This is a genomic window from Bacillus sp. CR71 (genome assembly GCF_003429245.1).
In the GTDB taxonomy this organism is placed as follows: Bacteria; Bacillota; Bacilli; order Bacillales; family Bacillaceae_G; genus Bacillus_A; species Bacillus_A thuringiensis_S.
The window spans coordinates 297,709-313,914 of the sequence record NZ_CP031748.1; the positions used below are offsets into that span (position 1 = coordinate 297,709).

A 16,206-nucleotide genomic window follows, 5' to 3' on the forward strand; every position below is an offset into this window, starting at 1 on the left:
ATAGGTTCGAGGTGGAAGCATGGTGACATGTGGAGCTGACGAATACTAATAGATCGAGGACTTAACCATATAATATGTAGCAATGTTATCTAGTTTTGAAGGAATATGCCTTCAATAGTTTGGTGATGATGGCAGAGAGGTCACACCCGTTCCCATACCGAACACGGAAGTTAAGCTCTCTAGCGCCGATGGTAGTTGGGACCTTGTCCCTGTGAGAGTAGGACGTCGCCAAGCTATTTATATCATCGCGGGGTGGAGCAGTACGGTAGCTCGTCGGGCTCATAACCCGAAGGTCGCAGGTTCAAATCCTGTCCCCGCAACCAAATGGTCCCGTGGTGTAGTGGTTAACATGCCTGCCTGTCACGCAGGAGATCGCCGGTTCGACCCCGGTCGGGACCGCCATTTTATATAAAGAAAAGAACGAAACAAGTTGTTTCGTATTTTTTTATTTGTTTTAACAAAAAACTAATAAAGACAGTCAAACTATCCTTAGGACAACTCCTAAGGACTTTTTTATATATTCAAAACCTGTATAATAAAGAGCAGAGAACATTGTGAGTAAAGTAGGTGAAGTCTGTGAGTAAATATGAAGTAACAACAAAATCTTCTGAGGAAACACAAAGATTATCAGAAAAACTAGGTGAACTCGTAGAGGCACAAGATGTAATTATTTTAGAAGGAGATCTTGGAGCTGGTAAGACGACTTTTACAAAGGGACTAGCAAAAGGTCTTGGAGTGAAAAGAGTTGTAAATAGTCCTACCTTTAATATTATTAAAGAATATAAAGGAAGATTACCGCTATATCATATGGACGTGTATCGCTTAGCAGAAAGCGAAGAGGACTTAGGCTTTGATGAGTATTTCTACGGTGAAGGAATTACGGTAGTGGAATGGGCTCATTTAATAGAAGCATATTTACCGAATGAAAAGTTACAAATTAGTTTATTCCATGCGGGAGATGACACAAGAAAAATTATACTCGAGCCAATTGGAGATCGCTATATTAGATTATGTGAGGAGCTATTACAAGATGAAAGTACTAGCAATTGATACTTCAAATTACGTAATGGGTGTATCCCTTATTGAGGAAGGAAACGTGATTGGGGAAATCATTACAAATTTGACGAAAAACCATTCTGTACGTCTTATGCCAGCTGTAGAGCAACTGTTAAAAGAATGTGGTGTAAAACCGAAGGAATTAACTAAAATCGTTGTAGCTGCTGGACCTGGATCATATACAGGTGTTCGCATAGGCGTGACAGCGGCAAAAACATTAGCTTGGTCACTTCAAATACCAATTGTAGGTGTATCAAGTTTAGAGGTAGTAGCTGCAAACGGTGCTAACTTTAATGGATTAATTTGTCCTTTATTTGATGGAAGGCGTGGGCAAATCTATACTGGATTATATACATACGAAGGAGAGCAGTTAACTTCAATAGAAGAAGACCGAATTATTCTTATTGTAGACTGGTTGCAAATGTTAAAAGATAAAGGACAGCCTGTTTTATTTATCGGTAATGATGTTAAATTGCATAAAGAAACAATTATAGAATATTTAGGTGATCAAGCTGTATTCGCTCCTTTTACTAAAAATAATCCAAGACCAAGTGAGCTAGCATTTTTAGGATTACAAAAAGAAGAACATGATGTGCATACGTTTGTTCCGAGCTATCTTCGTTTAGCTGAAGCTGAAACAAAGTGGTTAGAAAGTCAAAACAAGTAGGGGCCTTGCAGAAGATGGATATGATATTTAGAAAGATGGAACTTGATGATATTGCTCAAATTGTAGCTATTGAAGAAGTATCTTTTTCAACTCCTTGGACTGCAGATGCTTTTCACCGTGAATTAACGATGAATGAACATGCACATTATATTGTGTTAGAAAAAGATGGTCGTGTAATCGGGTATTGTGGATTGTGGATAATTATTGATGAATCACATATAACAAATATAGCTATTTTGCCAGAATACCGAGGTCAAAAGTTAGGAGATGCCTTATTGAAAGCAGTTATTTCAGAAGCGAAAGAACTAGGGGTAAAAACAATGACGCTTGAAGTACGTGTATCAAATGAAGTAGCAAAGCAGTTATACAAAAAATATGGATTTCAAAATGGTGGAATTCGTAAACGATACTATGCAGACAATCAGGAAGATGGTCTTGTAATGTGGGTGAATATATAATGGAAAAAAATACGATTATACTTGGGATTGAAACGAGCTGTGATGAAACAGCGGTAGCGGTTGTTAAAAATGGGACGGAAATTATTGCGAATGTCGTTGCATCACAAATTGAAAGTCATAAACGTTTTGGCGGCGTTGTACCAGAGATTGCATCCCGTCATCATGTAGAAGAAATTACAGTTGTGTTAGAAGAAGCTTTAAAAGAAGCAAACATAACATTTGATGATATTGATGCAATCGCTGTAACAGAAGGGCCTGGTTTAGTAGGAGCACTTCTAATTGGGGTAAATGCAGCGAAGGCAGTAGCTTTTGCACATGATATTCCGCTAGTCGGTGTTCATCATATTGCTGGTCATATTTATGCGAACCGTTTAGTAAAAGAAGTGCAATTCCCGCTATTATCACTTGTTGTATCTGGTGGGCATACAGAACTTGTTTATATGAAAGAACATGGTTCATTTGAAGTAATTGGTGAAACGCGAGATGATGCAGCTGGAGAAGCATATGATAAAGTAGCTCGTACGTTATCTATGCCATATCCAGGTGGTCCTCATATTGATCGCCTTGCACATGAAGGAGAACCAACAATTGATTTGCCTCGTGCATGGCTAGAACCGGATTCATATGATTTTAGCTTTAGTGGATTGAAATCAGCAGTTATCAACACTGTGCATAACGCGAAACAACGTGGTATAGAAATTAAACCAGAAGATTTAGCGGCAAGTTTCCAAGAAAGTGTAATAGATGTACTTGTAACGAAAGCAGCTCGTGCAGCAGCAGCTTATAATGTAAAGCAATTACTTCTTGCTGGTGGAGTAGCTGCTAATAAAGGACTTCGTGCCCGATTAGAAGAAGAATTTGCACAAAAAGAAAACATTGAACTAATTATTCCACCGCTATCTTTATGCACAGATAATGCAGCAATGATTGCAGCGGCAGGGACAATTGCGTATGAACAAGGCAAGCGTGCAACATTAGCCTTAAATGCGAATCCAGGATTAGATATTGAAGCATAGTTATGCACATAATTAACCACAGCTTGTGGATAAAACCCATGTTATCTGTTGATAATGTGGGTTTTATTGTGTATATAAAGTGTTGATAACTTTTTCGTTGGCTGTGGGTAATGTGGAAAAGTTGGTTTAATAGTTATTTTATAAAGGTGGATATGTGTATAAACTTGTGGATAAACTAGATGAAGTCTGACCTTTGAGTGTATTGTTTTTCGGGAAATAAAAAGCAAGAAGATATCCCCGAAAAACATTTTTTAATATCCCTCCATTATAGAGGGTGCTGATATTGTCAATCCTTGTCGGTAAATCGATATTTCGTGTCGAATCGTTTATGTATATAGGGTTACGATAGATGTATTTGAAAAATCGTTGATATATTCCCAGTTACCATTGATATATCCAAAAAATTATTTATGTACTTAAAGAAAAAAGATGTCGCATAGTCAAAAATCATGACTGATGAGACATCTTCCTTATTTAAATACTCTTATACATGCAGCTCTTCCCACTCTGCCATACAAGTTTCAAGCTGTTCTTGTAGCGTTTGTTTTTTAGTTGTAATTTCACTAGCTTTTTCATAATCTGCATATATTTCTGGTAAGCAAAGTTGATCTTCTAACGTAGCAATTTCTTCTTCTAAGTTTACGATATTTTGTTCTAGCTCTTCAATTTTTCGAGTGCGTTGACGTTCTAATTGTTTACGCTCTTTTTCTTCGAGATAATTTAATTTTTCTTGAGCTACAGTTTTTTGAACAGGTGCCTGATTTTCTTGCTGTTCTTGTTGTTCAAATGCTGCACGTTCAATCATTTCATTTTTCTTCTCCACATAGTAATCGTAATCCCCTAAATATTCCTGTGCGCCTTCTGTTGATAACTCAACCACAGTCGTTGTTACACGGTTAATAAAGTAGCGGTCATGTGAGACAAATAGAAGAGTCCCTGGATAATCAATTAAAGCATTCTCTAAAATCTCTTTACTATTTAAATCAAGGTGGTTCGTAGGCTCATCCAGAATTAATAAATTTGACTTTTGCATCATAAGTTTCGCAAGAGCTAATCGAGCTTTTTGTCCACCACTAAGGGAAGATACTGGTTTCAGTACATCATCTCCTGTGAATAAAAAATTCCCGAGTATAGTACGGATTTCTTTTTCAGGTTGCAGTGGATATTCATCCCATAGTTCATTTAAAACCCGTTTAGAAGATGTTAAATTTGCTTGTTCTTGGTCATAATAGCCAACAGATACATTTGATCCGAAAGAAACATTACCATTTAATAGTGGTAACTTATTCACAATAGATTTTAATAATGTGGATTTCCCAATTCCGTTTGGACCAACTAAGGCAACACTATCTCCGCGAGTTAAGCGCATAGTTACGTGTTCAATTATAGGGTCCTCCTCATAGCCGATGGTTGCATCTTTTACTTGTAAAACATCATTTCCACTTTGCTTTTCAATATCGAAGTGGAATGATGCTGACTTAGAATCCCCTAATGGTCTCGTTAATAATTCCATTCTGTCTAGTTGTTTACGGCGACTTTGAGCACGTTTCGTTGTAGAAGCGCGAGCTATATTCTTTTGAACGAAGTCCTCAAGTTTTGCGATTTCATCTTGTTGTTTTTCGTAACGTTTCATTTCTTGATCATATAATGCTGATTTTAAGTCTAAATATTTACTGTAGTTACCAACAAATCGTCTGCTTTCTTTATTCGAAATTTCATATACTTGTGTAACGAGTTTGTCTAAGAAATAACGGTCATGGGAAACGATTAATATTGCGCCAGGATAACCTTGTAAATATTGCTCAAGCCATGTTAATGTTTCAATGTCTAAATGGTTTGTAGGCTCGTCCAAAATAAGTAAGTCTGGTTTTGTTAATAATAATTTCCCGAGAGCTAATCTTGTTTTTTGCCCGCCACTTAAAGTAGAGATCGTCGTCTGGTGTGTTTCAACTGGGAAGCCAAGGCCGCTTAAAATGGAGCGAATATCCGCTTCGTATTGATATCCACCTTGATCTTTATAATTGAGTTGCAATTGGTCATAATCAGCTAACAATCTTTCATATATAGCTTCGTTTGAAAAGTTTTCTTCTTTTCCCATTTCTTGCTCAAGCTTTCGAAGTTTTGTCTCCATTTGCCGTAAGTGGGTAAAGACGGTTAGCATTTCATCCCAAATTGTTAAAGACGTTTCTAGGCCAGTATTTTGAGCTAAATACCCGATTGAGACATCTTTCGGTTTTATAATTTCGCCACCATCATGTGATAACTCACCAGCGATAATTTTTAATAATGTAGATTTTCCAGCTCCATTCCTTCCAACTAATGCGATACGATCTTTTGTTTGTACTTCCAATTTTATGTTTGCAAGAATTGTTTCTGCACCGTATAATTTCGAAAGTCCATTTACTTGTAATAAAATCAATGTTCTCACCTCAAATAATTTCTTAACTTTGCCATGTTTATATTTCTCAATCATACTAAAAATAGTGTATAGTTTAAAATAAAGAGAGAATACTTCTTCTCTTTATTATACAAGGAATTTAATGAGTGCTAAACTTCTGTATTTGATTAAAGTATATGAATAAAGATAGGAAGAGAGGAGAGGTCATATGGATCAGCAAAAGATTCCACAAGCCACTGCTAAAAGATTGCCTCTATACTATCGATTTATCCAAAACTTATCTCTTTCTGGTAAGCAGCGTGTTTCATCGGCCGAATTGAGTGAAGCGGTAAAAGTAGATTCCGCAACAATACGAAGAGATTTTTCGTATTTTGGAGCATTAGGGAAAAAGGGATATGGATATAACGTAAATTATTTATTATCATTTTTCCGCGAAACACTTGATCAAGATGATATAACGCGTGTAGCACTTATTGGAGTAGGTAATTTAGGGACCGCTTTCTTACATTATAATTTCACGAAAAACAATAATACAAAAATTGAAATGGCATTTGATGTTAGTGAAGAGAAAGTTGGAACAGAAATCGGGGGCATTCCTGTATATCATTTAGATGAATTAGAAGAGAGATTATCAAATGATATACAAGTGGCAATATTAACAGTACCGGCTACAGTAGCACAAGCTGTAGCAGATAGATTAGCTGAAACGAGCGTGCACGGTATTTTGAATTTCACACCAGCACGATTAAACGTATCAGAGAATATTAGAATTCATCATATTGATTTAGCTGTAGAGTTACAAACATTAGTTTACTTTTTGAAAAACTATCCACAATAAAACGCAGAGGAAGCGACCTCTGCGTTTTATTATTGTTTCTTCTTTGTGAATTTAACTAATATAAGGCGAAGTGCCAAATTAAAATCAATTGTTGCCATAACTGCAAATAGTATTGTCCACACATTCCAGATTGTATCTGTCACGTTCGTAATGGCGAAGCGTGTAAAGATACATCCAAGAAGGAAGTATAATGCGGCCATGAACAATGGTGAGTTTCTCATACAAAAAATCCTCCGATAAATCCTTGCATTTTTTCAGCTTCTTTAATCATTTCTTGAATTTGCTCATTGCTCATAAAAATTTGCCCAATAGCGACTAATGTATTCATCGCAACATGAGCTGCAATAGGAACGATAATGCGCTTCGTCTTCACATATAAGAAGGCGAATACGAGCCCCATAGCAGTGTATACCAATAAGTGAGTAAAATCAAAATGAATTGCTGCGAATACAAGTGAACTAATGATAGCTGCAATAAAGAAGTTGAACTTCTTATAAAGTGCACCGAATAGAATTTTTCTAAATACGATTTCTTCTAAGATAGGTCCGATTATAGATACAACAATAAGGAACCAAGGAGTAGTTCGTGCAATTTCCATCAGTTTCATTGTATTTTCTGAACCTTGTTTAATTCCTAGTAGCTGCATCTCGATCATACCGGCAACTATTTGTGAAAAGAAAGCTAAGAATAATCCGATGAAAATCCACCCAATTGTAGCTGGAACAGAAGAGCGCGTTGCATCTAAATGTCTGTCGCGAATATCTGTTCTAAGTAACCAAAGTACGATACATAATGCAACAAAGAAGCTAATAATTGCCCAGTGTCCCATTATGATTTGTCCTTTTTCCTCAATGGTAAATCCTCTATTATCATAGAGTCCTGTTTTTAGGAGAAGTGGTAATCCAACAGCGCCAGATAATTGCATTAAAATGTATGTAACGATAATCCACCAGTATTGTTTCTTCAAATGGTTTAACCATCCTTTCTAACTCTAGTGTATGAGATGAGGTAGGATAACATGTAAATATGTTATCTACGATATAAACTTTCATTCGAATTATGATTTTTTTGTAAATACGTATTTTAAATTAAAGTAGGAGACAGGAAAAAGTTGTACGTTTAGCGAAAACAACTTAGGGTGTCTTTCATATTGTAACATACGAGTAGGGGAAACAACGATTCATATAGTAGAGGCAGTATTCTATATAGAAAGTTTATATAGTAATTTGCGAAAAAATTATGATTTTTTTACTTGCAAAAGAAATTGAGATTATTTATTATTATAAGTGTGTTAGCACTCGGGTGACTTGAGTGCTAATAAATAAAATTTACATAACAAAATGAGGAGGTTATTGTTCATGCTAAAGCCATTAGGTGATCGCGTTGTAATTGAGCTTGTTCAAGCAGAAGAAAAAACAGCAAGTGGTATTGTATTACCAGACACTGCAAAAGAAAAACCACAAGAGGGTAAAGTTGTTGCAGTAGGTACTGGTCGAGTGCTTGAAAATGGTGAGCGTGTTGCTTTAGAGGTAGCAGCAGGTGATCTTATCATCTTCTCAAAATATGCAGGTACTGAAGTGAAATATGAAGGTACAGACTACTTGATTTTACGTGAAAGTGACATTTTAGCAGTTATCGGTTAATTATATAAATCTTAAAAAAATCCAAGGGGGTCAATTATTATGGCAAAAGATATTAAATTTAGTGAAGAAGCACGTCGTTCGATGCTTCGCGGTGTCGACACTCTTGCAAACGCAGTAAAAGTAACGCTTGGACCAAAAGGTCGTAACGTTGTACTTGAGAAAAAATTCGGTTCACCACTTATTACAAATGATGGTGTAACAATCGCAAAAGAAATCGAATTAGAAGATGCATTCGAAAACATGGGTGCGAAATTAGTAGCAGAAGTTGCTAGCAAAACAAATGATGTAGCTGGTGACGGAACAACAACTGCAACTGTATTAGCGCAAGCTATGATTCGTGAAGGTCTTAAAAACGTAACAGCTGGTGCTAACCCAATGGGTCTTCGTAAAGGTATCGAAAAAGCTGTTACTGCTGCAATTGAAGAATTAAAAACGATTTCTAAACCAATCGAAGGCAAATCTTCTATCGCGCAAGTAGCTGCTATTTCTGCAGCTGACGAAGAAGTAGGTCAATTAATCGCTGAAGCAATGGAGCGCGTTGGTAACGATGGCGTTATTACTTTAGAAGAGTCTAAAGGATTCACAACAGAATTAGACGTAGTAGAAGGTATGCAATTTGATCGTGGATATGCATCTCCTTACATGATTACTGATTCTGACAAAATGGAAGCAGTTCTTGATAACCCATACATCTTAATTACTGACAAAAAGATTTCTAACATCCAAGAAATCTTACCAGTATTAGAGCAAGTGGTACAACAAGGTAAACCACTTCTTATCATTGCTGAAGATGTAGAAGGCGAAGCTTTAGCTACATTAGTAGTGAACAAACTTCGTGGTACATTCAACGTAGTAGCTGTTAAAGCTCCTGGATTTGGTGACCGTCGTAAAGCAATGCTAGAAGATATCGCAATCTTAACTGGTGGCGAAGTAATCACTGAAGAATTAGGTCGTGACTTAAAATCTGCTACAGTTGAATCTTTAGGACGCGCTGGTAAAGTTGTTGTTACAAAAGAAAACACAACTGTAGTTGAAGGTATTGGAAATACAGAGCAAATCGCAGCTCGTATCGGTCAAATCCGTGCGCAATTAGAAGAAACAACTTCTGAATTCGATCGTGAAAAATTACAAGAGCGTCTTGCTAAACTAGCAGGTGGCGTAGCGGTAATTAAAGTAGGTGCAGCAACTGAAACTGAGTTAAAAGAGCGCAAACTTCGCATTGAAGATGCACTTAACTCAACTCGTGCAGCAGTAGAAGAAGGTATCGTTGCAGGTGGTGGTACTTCACTTATGAACGTATACACGAAAGTAGCTTCTATCGTAGCTGAAGGCGACGAAGCAACAGGTATCAACATCGTACTTCGCGCACTAGAAGAGCCAGTTCGTCAAATCGCAATCAACGCTGGTCTAGAAGGATCTGTAGTTGTAGAGCGTCTAAAAGGCGAAAAAGTAGGCGTTGGTTTCAATGCAGCTACTGGCGAATGGGTTAACATGCTTGAGTCTGGTATCGTAGATCCAGCTAAAGTAACTCGTTCTGCACTTCAAAACGCAGCATCTGTTGCAGCTATGTTCTTAACAACTGAAGCTGTAGTAGCTGACAAGCCAGAACCAAATGCACCAGCAATGCCTGACATGGGCGGCATGGGCATGGGCGGTATGGGCGGAATGATGTAATTCCGTTTGCCCTAAAAAACATCCATTTCTATATAGAAATGGATGTTTTTTTATGTTTTTTAGAAAAGGAAATGAATTTCTGTAGAATTTTGTCGCTTTCTCTCTTGACCATATAGATACTTCATTGTTAGAATCTAGGAAGATAATATAAAACGATCCTTCATATATCCTCAATGATATGGTTTGAGAGTCTCTACCGGGTTACCGTAAACAACCTGACTATGAAGGCAGTGTGTCTTATATTTATAAAGAGCGGAGACTATCTTTCTTTATAAAGCCAGACCCCTGCCTTTTCTTTGTTATGAGACTAGAGGCGGAGGACTGGCTTTTTTTATTATATTAGTAATGCTTTTCGCCAAATTGGTGAAAATATTTATATACGAGAACTAACGTTGGGGTGATTATTTTGAAGAAGCAACACGATACAATTATCGTTTTAGATTTTGGAAGTCAATACAATCAGTTAATAGCACGTCGAATTCGTGAGTTCGGTGTATACAGTGAACTTCATCCACATACAATTACTGCAGAAGAAATTAAAGCAATGAATCCAAAAGGGATTATTTTCTCTGGTGGACCAAATAGCGTATACGGTGAAGGTGCATTACATTGTGATGAAAAAATCTTCGAACTAGGTTTACCGATCTTCGGTATCTGTTACGGTATGCAGCTTATGACACAACACTTCGGTGGTAAAGTAGAGCGTGCCAACCACCGTGAGTACGGAAAAGCTGTTCTTAAAGTAGAGAACGAATCAAAATTATATGCGAACCTTCCAGAAGAGCAAGTTGTATGGATGAGCCATGGCGACTTAGTAACTGGTTTACCTGAAGGATTCGTAGTAGACGCAACAAGTGAGTCTTGCCCAATTGCTGGTATGAGCAATGAAGCGAAAAACTTATACGGTGTACAATTCCACCCAGAAGTACGTCACTCTGAGCACGGTAACGATTTAATTAAAAACTTCGTATTCGGCGTATGTGGTTGTTCTGAAGGATGGAACATGGAGAACTTTATCGAAGTAGAATTAGAAAAGATTCGTGAAACTGTTGGAGACAAAAAAGTACTATGTGCACTTAGTGGCGGCGTAGACTCTTCTGTTGTAGCAGTATTAATTCATAAAGCAATCGGCGATCAGTTAACATGTATTTTCGTTGACCACGGTTTACTTCGTAAAGGTGAAGCAGAAGGCGTTATGAAAACATTTAGCGAAGGCTTCCATATGAACGTTATTAAAGTGGATGCACAAGAACGCTTCATGAATAAGTTAAAAGGTGTAGAAGATCCAGAACAAAAACGTAAAATCATCGGTAACGAATTCATTTACGTATTTGATGATGAAGCATCTAAATTACAAGGTATGGACTTCTTAGCACAAGGTACACTTTACACAGATATCGTTGAAAGTGGTACAGCAACGGCACAAACAATTAAATCTCACCATAACGTGGGTGGACTTCCAGAAGACATGCAGTTCAAATTAATTGAGCCTTTAAATACATTATTTAAAGATGAAGTACGTGTATTAGGATCTGAACTAGGAATTCCTGATGAAATCGTATGGCGTCAACCATTCCCAGGTCCTGGTCTTGGTATTCGTGTATTAGGTGAAATCACAGAAGAGAAATTAGAAATCGTTCGTGAATCTGATGCGATTTTACGTGAAGAAATTATTAAAGCGGGATTAGACCGTGAAATTTGGCAATACTTCACTGCACTTCCTGGTATGCGTAGCGTAGGTGTTATGGGTGACGAGCGTACTTACGATTACACAGTAGGTATCCGTGCAGTAACATCTATTGACGGTATGACAGCTGACTGGGCACGTATCCCTTGGGACGTACTAGAGAAAATCTCTGTTCGTATCGTAAACGAAGTGAAACACGTTAACCGTATCGTGTATGATGTAACGAGTAAGCCACCAGCAACTATTGAGTGGGAATAGTATTGTAATAAAAAAGATCCATCTATCATTCATGAATAGATGGATCTTTTTGTTTTCGTTATTAATACGAACGAAAATATAAAAATTTATAAAATTGTTCGTTTTTAAATTGACAAAAACACTACCTCGAGTTAATATGAGTATGTAATTCAAACGAAAAGTGAATATTATGCCGTCGTATAATATCGGGGATATGGCCCGAAAGTTTCTACCTAGCTACCGTAAATGGCTTGACTACGAGGCGTTTGTATAAAGATGAGGGGAAACTTGTCTTTGTTTATAGAACGCTTCCATGTATATATGCAATGGAAGCCTTTTTTATTTCTCGGGATAAAAGAGGGCTAGGGGAAATACGGCGAGTAATCATATAACGGGGGAAACGTAGGATGAAACGCTATTTTCAGTTTGATGAGCTCGGTACGAATTATAAGACTGAGTTCATAGCAGGGTTAACGACATTTCTATCTATGGCTTACGTACTATTTGTCAATCCTGCTACGCTGTCGCTTGGAAATGTTAAAGGGTTACCAGCAGGTACAGGGATGGATCCAGGTGCAGTATTCGTTGCTACGGCATTAGCGGCAGCGATCGGTTCGTTAATTATGGGTATTTTCGCGAAGTATCCAATTGCTTTAGCGCCAGGTATGGGAATTAACGCGTTCTTTGCTTATACAGCAGTGTTAACGATGGGGATTCCATGGCAAACGGCCATTGCCGGAACATTAATGTCAGGTATTATCTTTATTATTCTTACTGCTTCAGGTATTCGTGAAAAAATCATCAATGCAATTCCATCGGAGTTAAAGTTTGCAGTAGCAGCAGGTATCGGATTGTTCATTGCATTTCTTGGATTCCAAAATGCCGGAATTATCGTGAAAAATGATGCTGTTCTTGTTGGGTTGGGGGACTTAACAAAGGGCACAACGTTACTAGCAATCTTCGGGGTTGTTACGACAATCATCTTTATGATTAAGAAAGTTAATGGTGCAGTATTTTACGGTATGATTCTTACGGCGATCTTAGGAGTGGCAACAGGATTAATTGATACTCCGAAAGCTGTAGTGGGAGCAATACCGAGTCTAGAACCAACGTTCGGTGCTGCGTTAACGCACTTTGGAGATATTTTCACTGTTCAAATGGGTATTGTTATTATAACGTTCTTCTTTATCGATTTCTTTGATACAGCAGGTACGCTTGTAGCGGTTGCGAATCAAGCTGGATTAATGAAGAACAATAAATTACCACGTGCAGGAAAAGCATTATTTGCAGATGCGATTGCAACTGTAATTGGTGCAATCTTGGGTACATCAACAACAACGTCTTACATTGAGTCTTCTGCAGGGGTAGCAGCAGGAGGACGTTCTGGATTTACAGCAGTTGTAACAGCAGGATTCTTCTTACTGGCATTATTCTTCTCGCCATTACTAAGTGTTGTAACGCCAGCTGTAACGGCACCAGCTTTAATTATTGTAGGAATCTTGATGGTTTCTTCCTTAGGGGAAATTGATTGGAAGAAATTCGAGATTGCAGTGCCAGCATTCTTTACAATTATCTCTATGCCACTTACGTATAGTATCGCAACTGGGATTGCGATTGGATTTATCTTCTATCCAATTACAATGGTTGTGAGTGGTCGTCGTAAAGAGGTTCATCCGATTATGTATGTTATGGGAGTTTTATTCGTACTATATTTCATCTACGTTCGTAAATAAAAGGGGTTTTTTCAAAGGTCTAGACTTAAGGGGAGTCTAGACCTTTTTTGCGTCTTCAGAAAAACTTAAGGATTTCCGAGCGTTTTTCTTCAGAAGTTTTTCTATAATAGAAGTTAGGGATTAAAAAAGTGATGGGGGAGATATTGTGGCACACGAAACAATACTTGTCGTAGATGATGAAAAAGAAATTCGAAATTTAATTACAATCTATTTAAAGAATGAAGGATATAAAGTATTGCAAGCAGGAGACGGGGAAGAAGGATTACGTTTACTAGAAGAAAATGAAGTACATCTAGTCGTATTAGATATTATGATGCCGAAAGTGGATGGTATTCATATGTGTATGAAAGTAAGGGAAGCGAAAGAGATGCCTATTATTATGCTTTCTGCGAAAACGCAAGATATGGATAAGATTTTAGGATTAACAACAGGAGCAGATGATTACGTAACGAAGCCCTTTAATCCATTAGAGTTAATTGCACGAATTAAATCTCAGTTACGCCGTTATATGAAAATGAATGGTTTCGCTGTCCAAAATGAGGACGAGTTAGAAATTGGAGAGATGAAAATCAACATCTCGACCCATAAAGTTATTGTAGAGGGAGAAGAAGTGAAACTAACTCCGAGGGAATTTTCAATTTTAGAATTGCTAACTAGAAATCCAGGTATGGTGTTTAGTGCGGAGCAAATTTATGAAAAGGTGTGGAACGAACGATCTTTCCAGTCTGATAATACTGTAATGGTGCATATTCGAAAAGTGCGTGAAAAGATTGAGGAGAATCCAAGGAAACCTAGATATATAAAAACGGTATGGGGAGTGGGATATAAGATTGAAAAAGATATTTAATCCGTTTACTTACGTTCGGAAAATTCGAGAATTAATTGAAAAGATAATAAAGAGCGTGAAACGGAGTATAAGGATTCAACTTATTACGGCGTTTACTGCTTGTGCGTTATTAGGTCTCTTTGTATCAACGAAGATAGTAGCACCTATTTTTGAAGATGCTAGCCAACATGCCGAGATTAATTACAGAGATGGTATGGAGCAAATTAATCGTAAAGCTCAAAGTACAGCGGAAATGATGGTTGTTGAAAATAAATTAGATGCTGTACAAAACATGATAGAGCTAGAAAATGAGAATTTAGAGCAAGGGCATGATGCCTTTAAAATATTAGTTACTGACGAAAATGGTAAAGTTTTGTATAAAACGAAGCAAGCGCAAGAAGAACAAATTAATTTGCATAATACAATTCGTAATGCGACTTCATTTGCTATCAATTATTCAAATAATAATGATATTGAAAGATCAAGAAAAGAGTTTATTACATTCTCGCCTATTACAATTGAAGGTAAGAACTTATATATGTTTGTAAGTGGGATTCCTCAAGGGGAGGTAGTGTACTATAAAGTAGAAGGACCATTCCCGTTTTTAATGGGTGTTCTTGTATTCATTTTCTCTTTCTTCTATATAACAAAGAGAAAGATGAAGCAGATTGAAGCAATGGCACAAGGTGTAAAGGAAATAGAAAGAGGTAACTTAGCGTACCGCATTGAGAAAAAAGGTGAAGATGAGATTGCGTCTTTAACTGAGAATATTAATAATATGGCGGAAGAGCTTATGAATAATATAGAAAAGGAACGTAAATTAGAAAAGCAGAAAAATGAGCTTATCACAAATGTATCTCATGATTTGCGTACACCACTTACTTCTATTATGGGTTACTTACGATTACTTCGAGATTCTAAATATGAAAATAAAGAACAACATGATGAGTATACAAGAATTGCTTTTGTAAAGTCGGAGCAGTTAAAGAATTTAATAGAAGATTTATTTGAGTATACGAAGTTAACAAATGAACAAGTTGTATTAGAAAAACAAGAAGTATGTGTAAATGAGTTGCTTGAGCAATTAATAGAAGAGTTAGTACCGCAGGCGGAAGAACATGGACTTACGTTTGTTAAGAAGTTTCCTGAGGAACGTACTTATGCATCGATTGATTCGGAAAAGATGGTTCGTGTATTTGATAATTTACTAATGAATGCGATTAAGTACAGTAAAGATGATGGAGAGATAAAAGTTTCTCTTCAAAGGCAGCGTAGGGATATACAAATTGTAATTGCGAATCATAGTGAAGAGTTTACGAGAGAAGAGTTAGTGAATTTGTTTGAACGTTTCTATAAGAAGGATCAATCTCGAAGTAGAGTAACGGAAGGATCGGGACTTGGCTTAGCGATTGCGAAAAGTATTGTTGAGTTGCAAGGTGGTAGTATTCGAGCGGAATATAGGGATGGTATTATTCAATTTATCGTCTCTTTACCAATTATAGAAAAATAATAAATGAATAGAATGATATGTGATAAAAAGGCTTATTTTAAAAGAAATAAGCCTTTTTATATTTTTTATAAAAACATATTGACGATTAGAGATTAGAGGTGTAATATAGAACAAGTCGCCGATGACAATAACGTCGCAAGCGACAAATGAAATGAAAAACTTAGTTGACATTGAAAGATGAAGATGTTAACATAAGGAAGTCGCAAATGAGCGACTAAGTAGTTCTTTGAAAACTGAACGAAACAAACAACGTGAAACGTCAATTTTTATTTTTAGATGCTAGACAAACTAACTTTATTGGAGAGTTTGATCCTGGCTCAGGATGAACGCTGGCGGCGTGCCTAATACATGCAAGTCGAGCGAATGGATTGAGAGCTTGCTCTTATGAAGTTAGCGGCGGACGGGTGAGTAACACGTGGGTAACCTGCCCATAAGACTGGGATAACTCCGGGAAACCGGGGCT

At 37.1% G+C, this 16,206-nt stretch carries 14 protein-coding genes, 2 tRNA genes, 1 rRNA gene and 2 riboswitches; of the genes, 14 read left to right on the top strand and 3 right to left on the bottom strand.

The window, feature by feature from the left end:
• The first annotated feature begins 118 nt into the window (after positions 1-118).
• From rrf to tsaD, 7 genes are all read left to right on the top strand, one after another.
• A 5S ribosomal RNA gene (gene rrf, locus DOS87_RS01650) occupies positions 119-234 on the top strand.
• Positions 235-246: 12 nt separating this feature from the next.
• Positions 247-323: transfer RNA gene (locus DOS87_RS01655), tRNA-Met, on the top strand.
• Positions 324-326: 3 nt separating this feature from the next.
• Positions 327-402 (top strand) — tRNA-Asp (locus DOS87_RS01660).
• Positions 403-576: 174 nt separating this feature from the next.
• A complete protein-coding gene (gene tsaE / locus DOS87_RS01665) occupies positions 577-1,050 on the top strand; it encodes a tRNA (adenosine(37)-N6)-threonylcarbamoyltransferase complex ATPase subunit type 1 TsaE (RefSeq protein ID WP_000049642.1) in 474 nt (157 codons plus the stop codon).
• Positions 1,031-1,723: a tRNA (adenosine(37)-N6)-threonylcarbamoyltransferase complex dimerization subunit type 1 TsaB gene (gene tsaB / locus DOS87_RS01670; protein ID WP_000865772.1), complete on the top strand. Its 693-nt coding sequence runs from the start codon at positions 1,031-1,033 to the stop codon at positions 1,721-1,723. The genes tsaE and tsaB overlap by 20 nt, the downstream gene beginning before the upstream one ends.
• A gap of 14 nt (positions 1,724-1,737) precedes the next feature.
• The gene (rimI, locus tag DOS87_RS01675) at positions 1,738-2,181 is read left to right on the top strand and encodes a ribosomal protein S18-alanine N-acetyltransferase (RefSeq protein WP_000367207.1); all 444 of its coding nucleotides are present in this window, start codon (positions 1,738-1,740) and stop codon (positions 2,179-2,181) included.
• Positions 2,181-3,197, top strand: a complete 1,017-nt coding sequence (gene tsaD, locus DOS87_RS01680) for a tRNA (adenosine(37)-N6)-threonylcarbamoyltransferase complex transferase subunit TsaD (RefSeq protein WP_000414592.1) — start codon at positions 2,181-2,183, stop codon at positions 3,195-3,197. The genes rimI and tsaD overlap by 1 nt, the downstream gene beginning before the upstream one ends.
• A gap of 484 nt (positions 3,198-3,681) precedes the next feature.
• Here the strand turns inward: tsaD and DOS87_RS01685 are convergent, their stop codons facing one another.
• Positions 3,682-5,616: an ABC-F family ATP-binding cassette domain-containing protein gene (locus tag DOS87_RS01685; RefSeq protein WP_000602181.1), complete on the bottom strand. Its 1,935-nt coding sequence runs from the start codon at positions 5,614-5,616 to the stop codon at positions 3,682-3,684.
• 187 nt (positions 5,617-5,803) lie between these two features.
• On the opposite strand from DOS87_RS01685, the gene DOS87_RS01690 reads away from it, so the two are divergent.
• The gene (locus DOS87_RS01690; RefSeq protein ID WP_000372699.1) at positions 5,804-6,433 is read left to right on the top strand and encodes a redox-sensing transcriptional repressor Rex; all 630 of its coding nucleotides are present in this window, start codon (positions 5,804-5,806) and stop codon (positions 6,431-6,433) included.
• 29 nt (positions 6,434-6,462) lie between these two features.
• On the opposite strand, the gene DOS87_RS01695 is transcribed toward DOS87_RS01690, so the two are convergent.
• Both DOS87_RS01695 and DOS87_RS01700 read right to left on the bottom strand, forming a co-directional pair.
• Complete coding sequence (locus DOS87_RS01695) at positions 6,463-6,654, bottom strand: YdiK family protein (RefSeq protein WP_001246204.1); 192 nt, start codon at positions 6,652-6,654, stop codon at positions 6,463-6,465.
• Positions 6,651-7,400 carry a CPBP family intramembrane glutamic endopeptidase gene (locus tag DOS87_RS01700; RefSeq protein WP_000745315.1) on the bottom strand — a complete coding sequence of 250 codons (750 nt, stop codon included), beginning with the start codon at positions 7,398-7,400 and terminating at the stop codon, positions 6,651-6,653. The genes DOS87_RS01695 and DOS87_RS01700 overlap by 4 nt, the downstream gene beginning before the upstream one ends.
• A gap of 391 nt (positions 7,401-7,791) precedes the next feature.
• On the opposite strand from DOS87_RS01700, the gene groES reads away from it, so the two are divergent.
• The 6 genes from groES (at position 7,792) to DOS87_RS01730 (ending at position 15,743) form a co-directional block, all read left to right on the top strand.
• A complete protein-coding gene (gene groES / locus DOS87_RS01705; RefSeq protein ID WP_000917311.1) occupies positions 7,792-8,076 on the top strand; it encodes a co-chaperone GroES in 285 nt (94 codons plus the stop codon).
• A gap of 39 nt (positions 8,077-8,115) precedes the next feature.
• A complete protein-coding gene (gene groL, locus DOS87_RS01710) occupies positions 8,116-9,750 on the top strand; it encodes a chaperonin GroEL (RefSeq protein ID WP_001029992.1) in 1,635 nt (544 codons plus the stop codon).
• A 140-nt stretch (positions 9,751-9,890) separates the two neighbouring features.
• Positions 9,891-9,992: riboswitch (purine riboswitch) on the top strand.
• 164 nt (positions 9,993-10,156) lie between these two features.
• Positions 10,157-11,695, top strand: coding sequence for a glutamine-hydrolyzing GMP synthase (gene guaA, locus DOS87_RS01715; protein ID WP_000743908.1), 1,539 nt, complete (start codon positions 10,157-10,159; stop codon positions 11,693-11,695).
• A gap of 155 nt (positions 11,696-11,850) precedes the next feature.
• Positions 11,851-11,952, top strand: a riboswitch (purine riboswitch).
• A gap of 129 nt (positions 11,953-12,081) precedes the next feature.
• On the top strand, positions 12,082-13,407 hold the full coding sequence (locus DOS87_RS01720; RefSeq protein WP_000833094.1) for an NCS2 family permease: 1,326 nt from the start codon (positions 12,082-12,084) through the stop codon (positions 13,405-13,407).
• Between the two features lie 145 nt (positions 13,408-13,552).
• On the top strand, positions 13,553-14,254 hold the full coding sequence (locus DOS87_RS01725) for a response regulator transcription factor (RefSeq protein ID WP_000929886.1): 702 nt from the start codon (positions 13,553-13,555) through the stop codon (positions 14,252-14,254).
• On the top strand, positions 14,238-15,743 hold the full coding sequence (locus tag DOS87_RS01730) for a sensor histidine kinase (protein ID WP_000719237.1): 1,506 nt from the start codon (positions 14,238-14,240) through the stop codon (positions 15,741-15,743). Before DOS87_RS01725 ends, DOS87_RS01730 begins: the two co-directional genes overlap by 17 nt.
• Positions 15,744-16,206: the final 463 nt, after the last annotated feature.

Coding starts and splice junctions, on each gene's coding strand:
- tsaB (WP_000865772.1), top strand. CDS start 1,031: ATGAAAGTACTAGCAATTGATACTTCAAATTACGTAATGGGTGTATCC.
- rimI (WP_000367207.1), top strand. CDS start 1,738: ATGGATATGATATTTAGAAAGATGGAACTTGATGATATTGCTCAAATT.
- tsaD (WP_000414592.1), top strand. CDS start 2,181: ATGGAAAAAAATACGATTATACTTGGGATTGAAACGAGCTGTGATGAA.
- DOS87_RS01690 (WP_000372699.1), top strand. CDS start 5,804: ATGGATCAGCAAAAGATTCCACAAGCCACTGCTAAAAGATTGCCTCTA.
- DOS87_RS01695 (WP_001246204.1), bottom strand. CDS start 6,654: ATGAGAAACTCACCATTGTTCATGGCCGCATTATACTTCCTTCTTGGA.
- groES (WP_000917311.1), top strand. CDS start 7,792: ATGCTAAAGCCATTAGGTGATCGCGTTGTAATTGAGCTTGTTCAAGCA.
- groL (WP_001029992.1), top strand. CDS start 8,116: ATGGCAAAAGATATTAAATTTAGTGAAGAAGCACGTCGTTCGATGCTT.
- DOS87_RS01720 (WP_000833094.1), top strand. CDS start 12,082: ATGAAACGCTATTTTCAGTTTGATGAGCTCGGTACGAATTATAAGACT.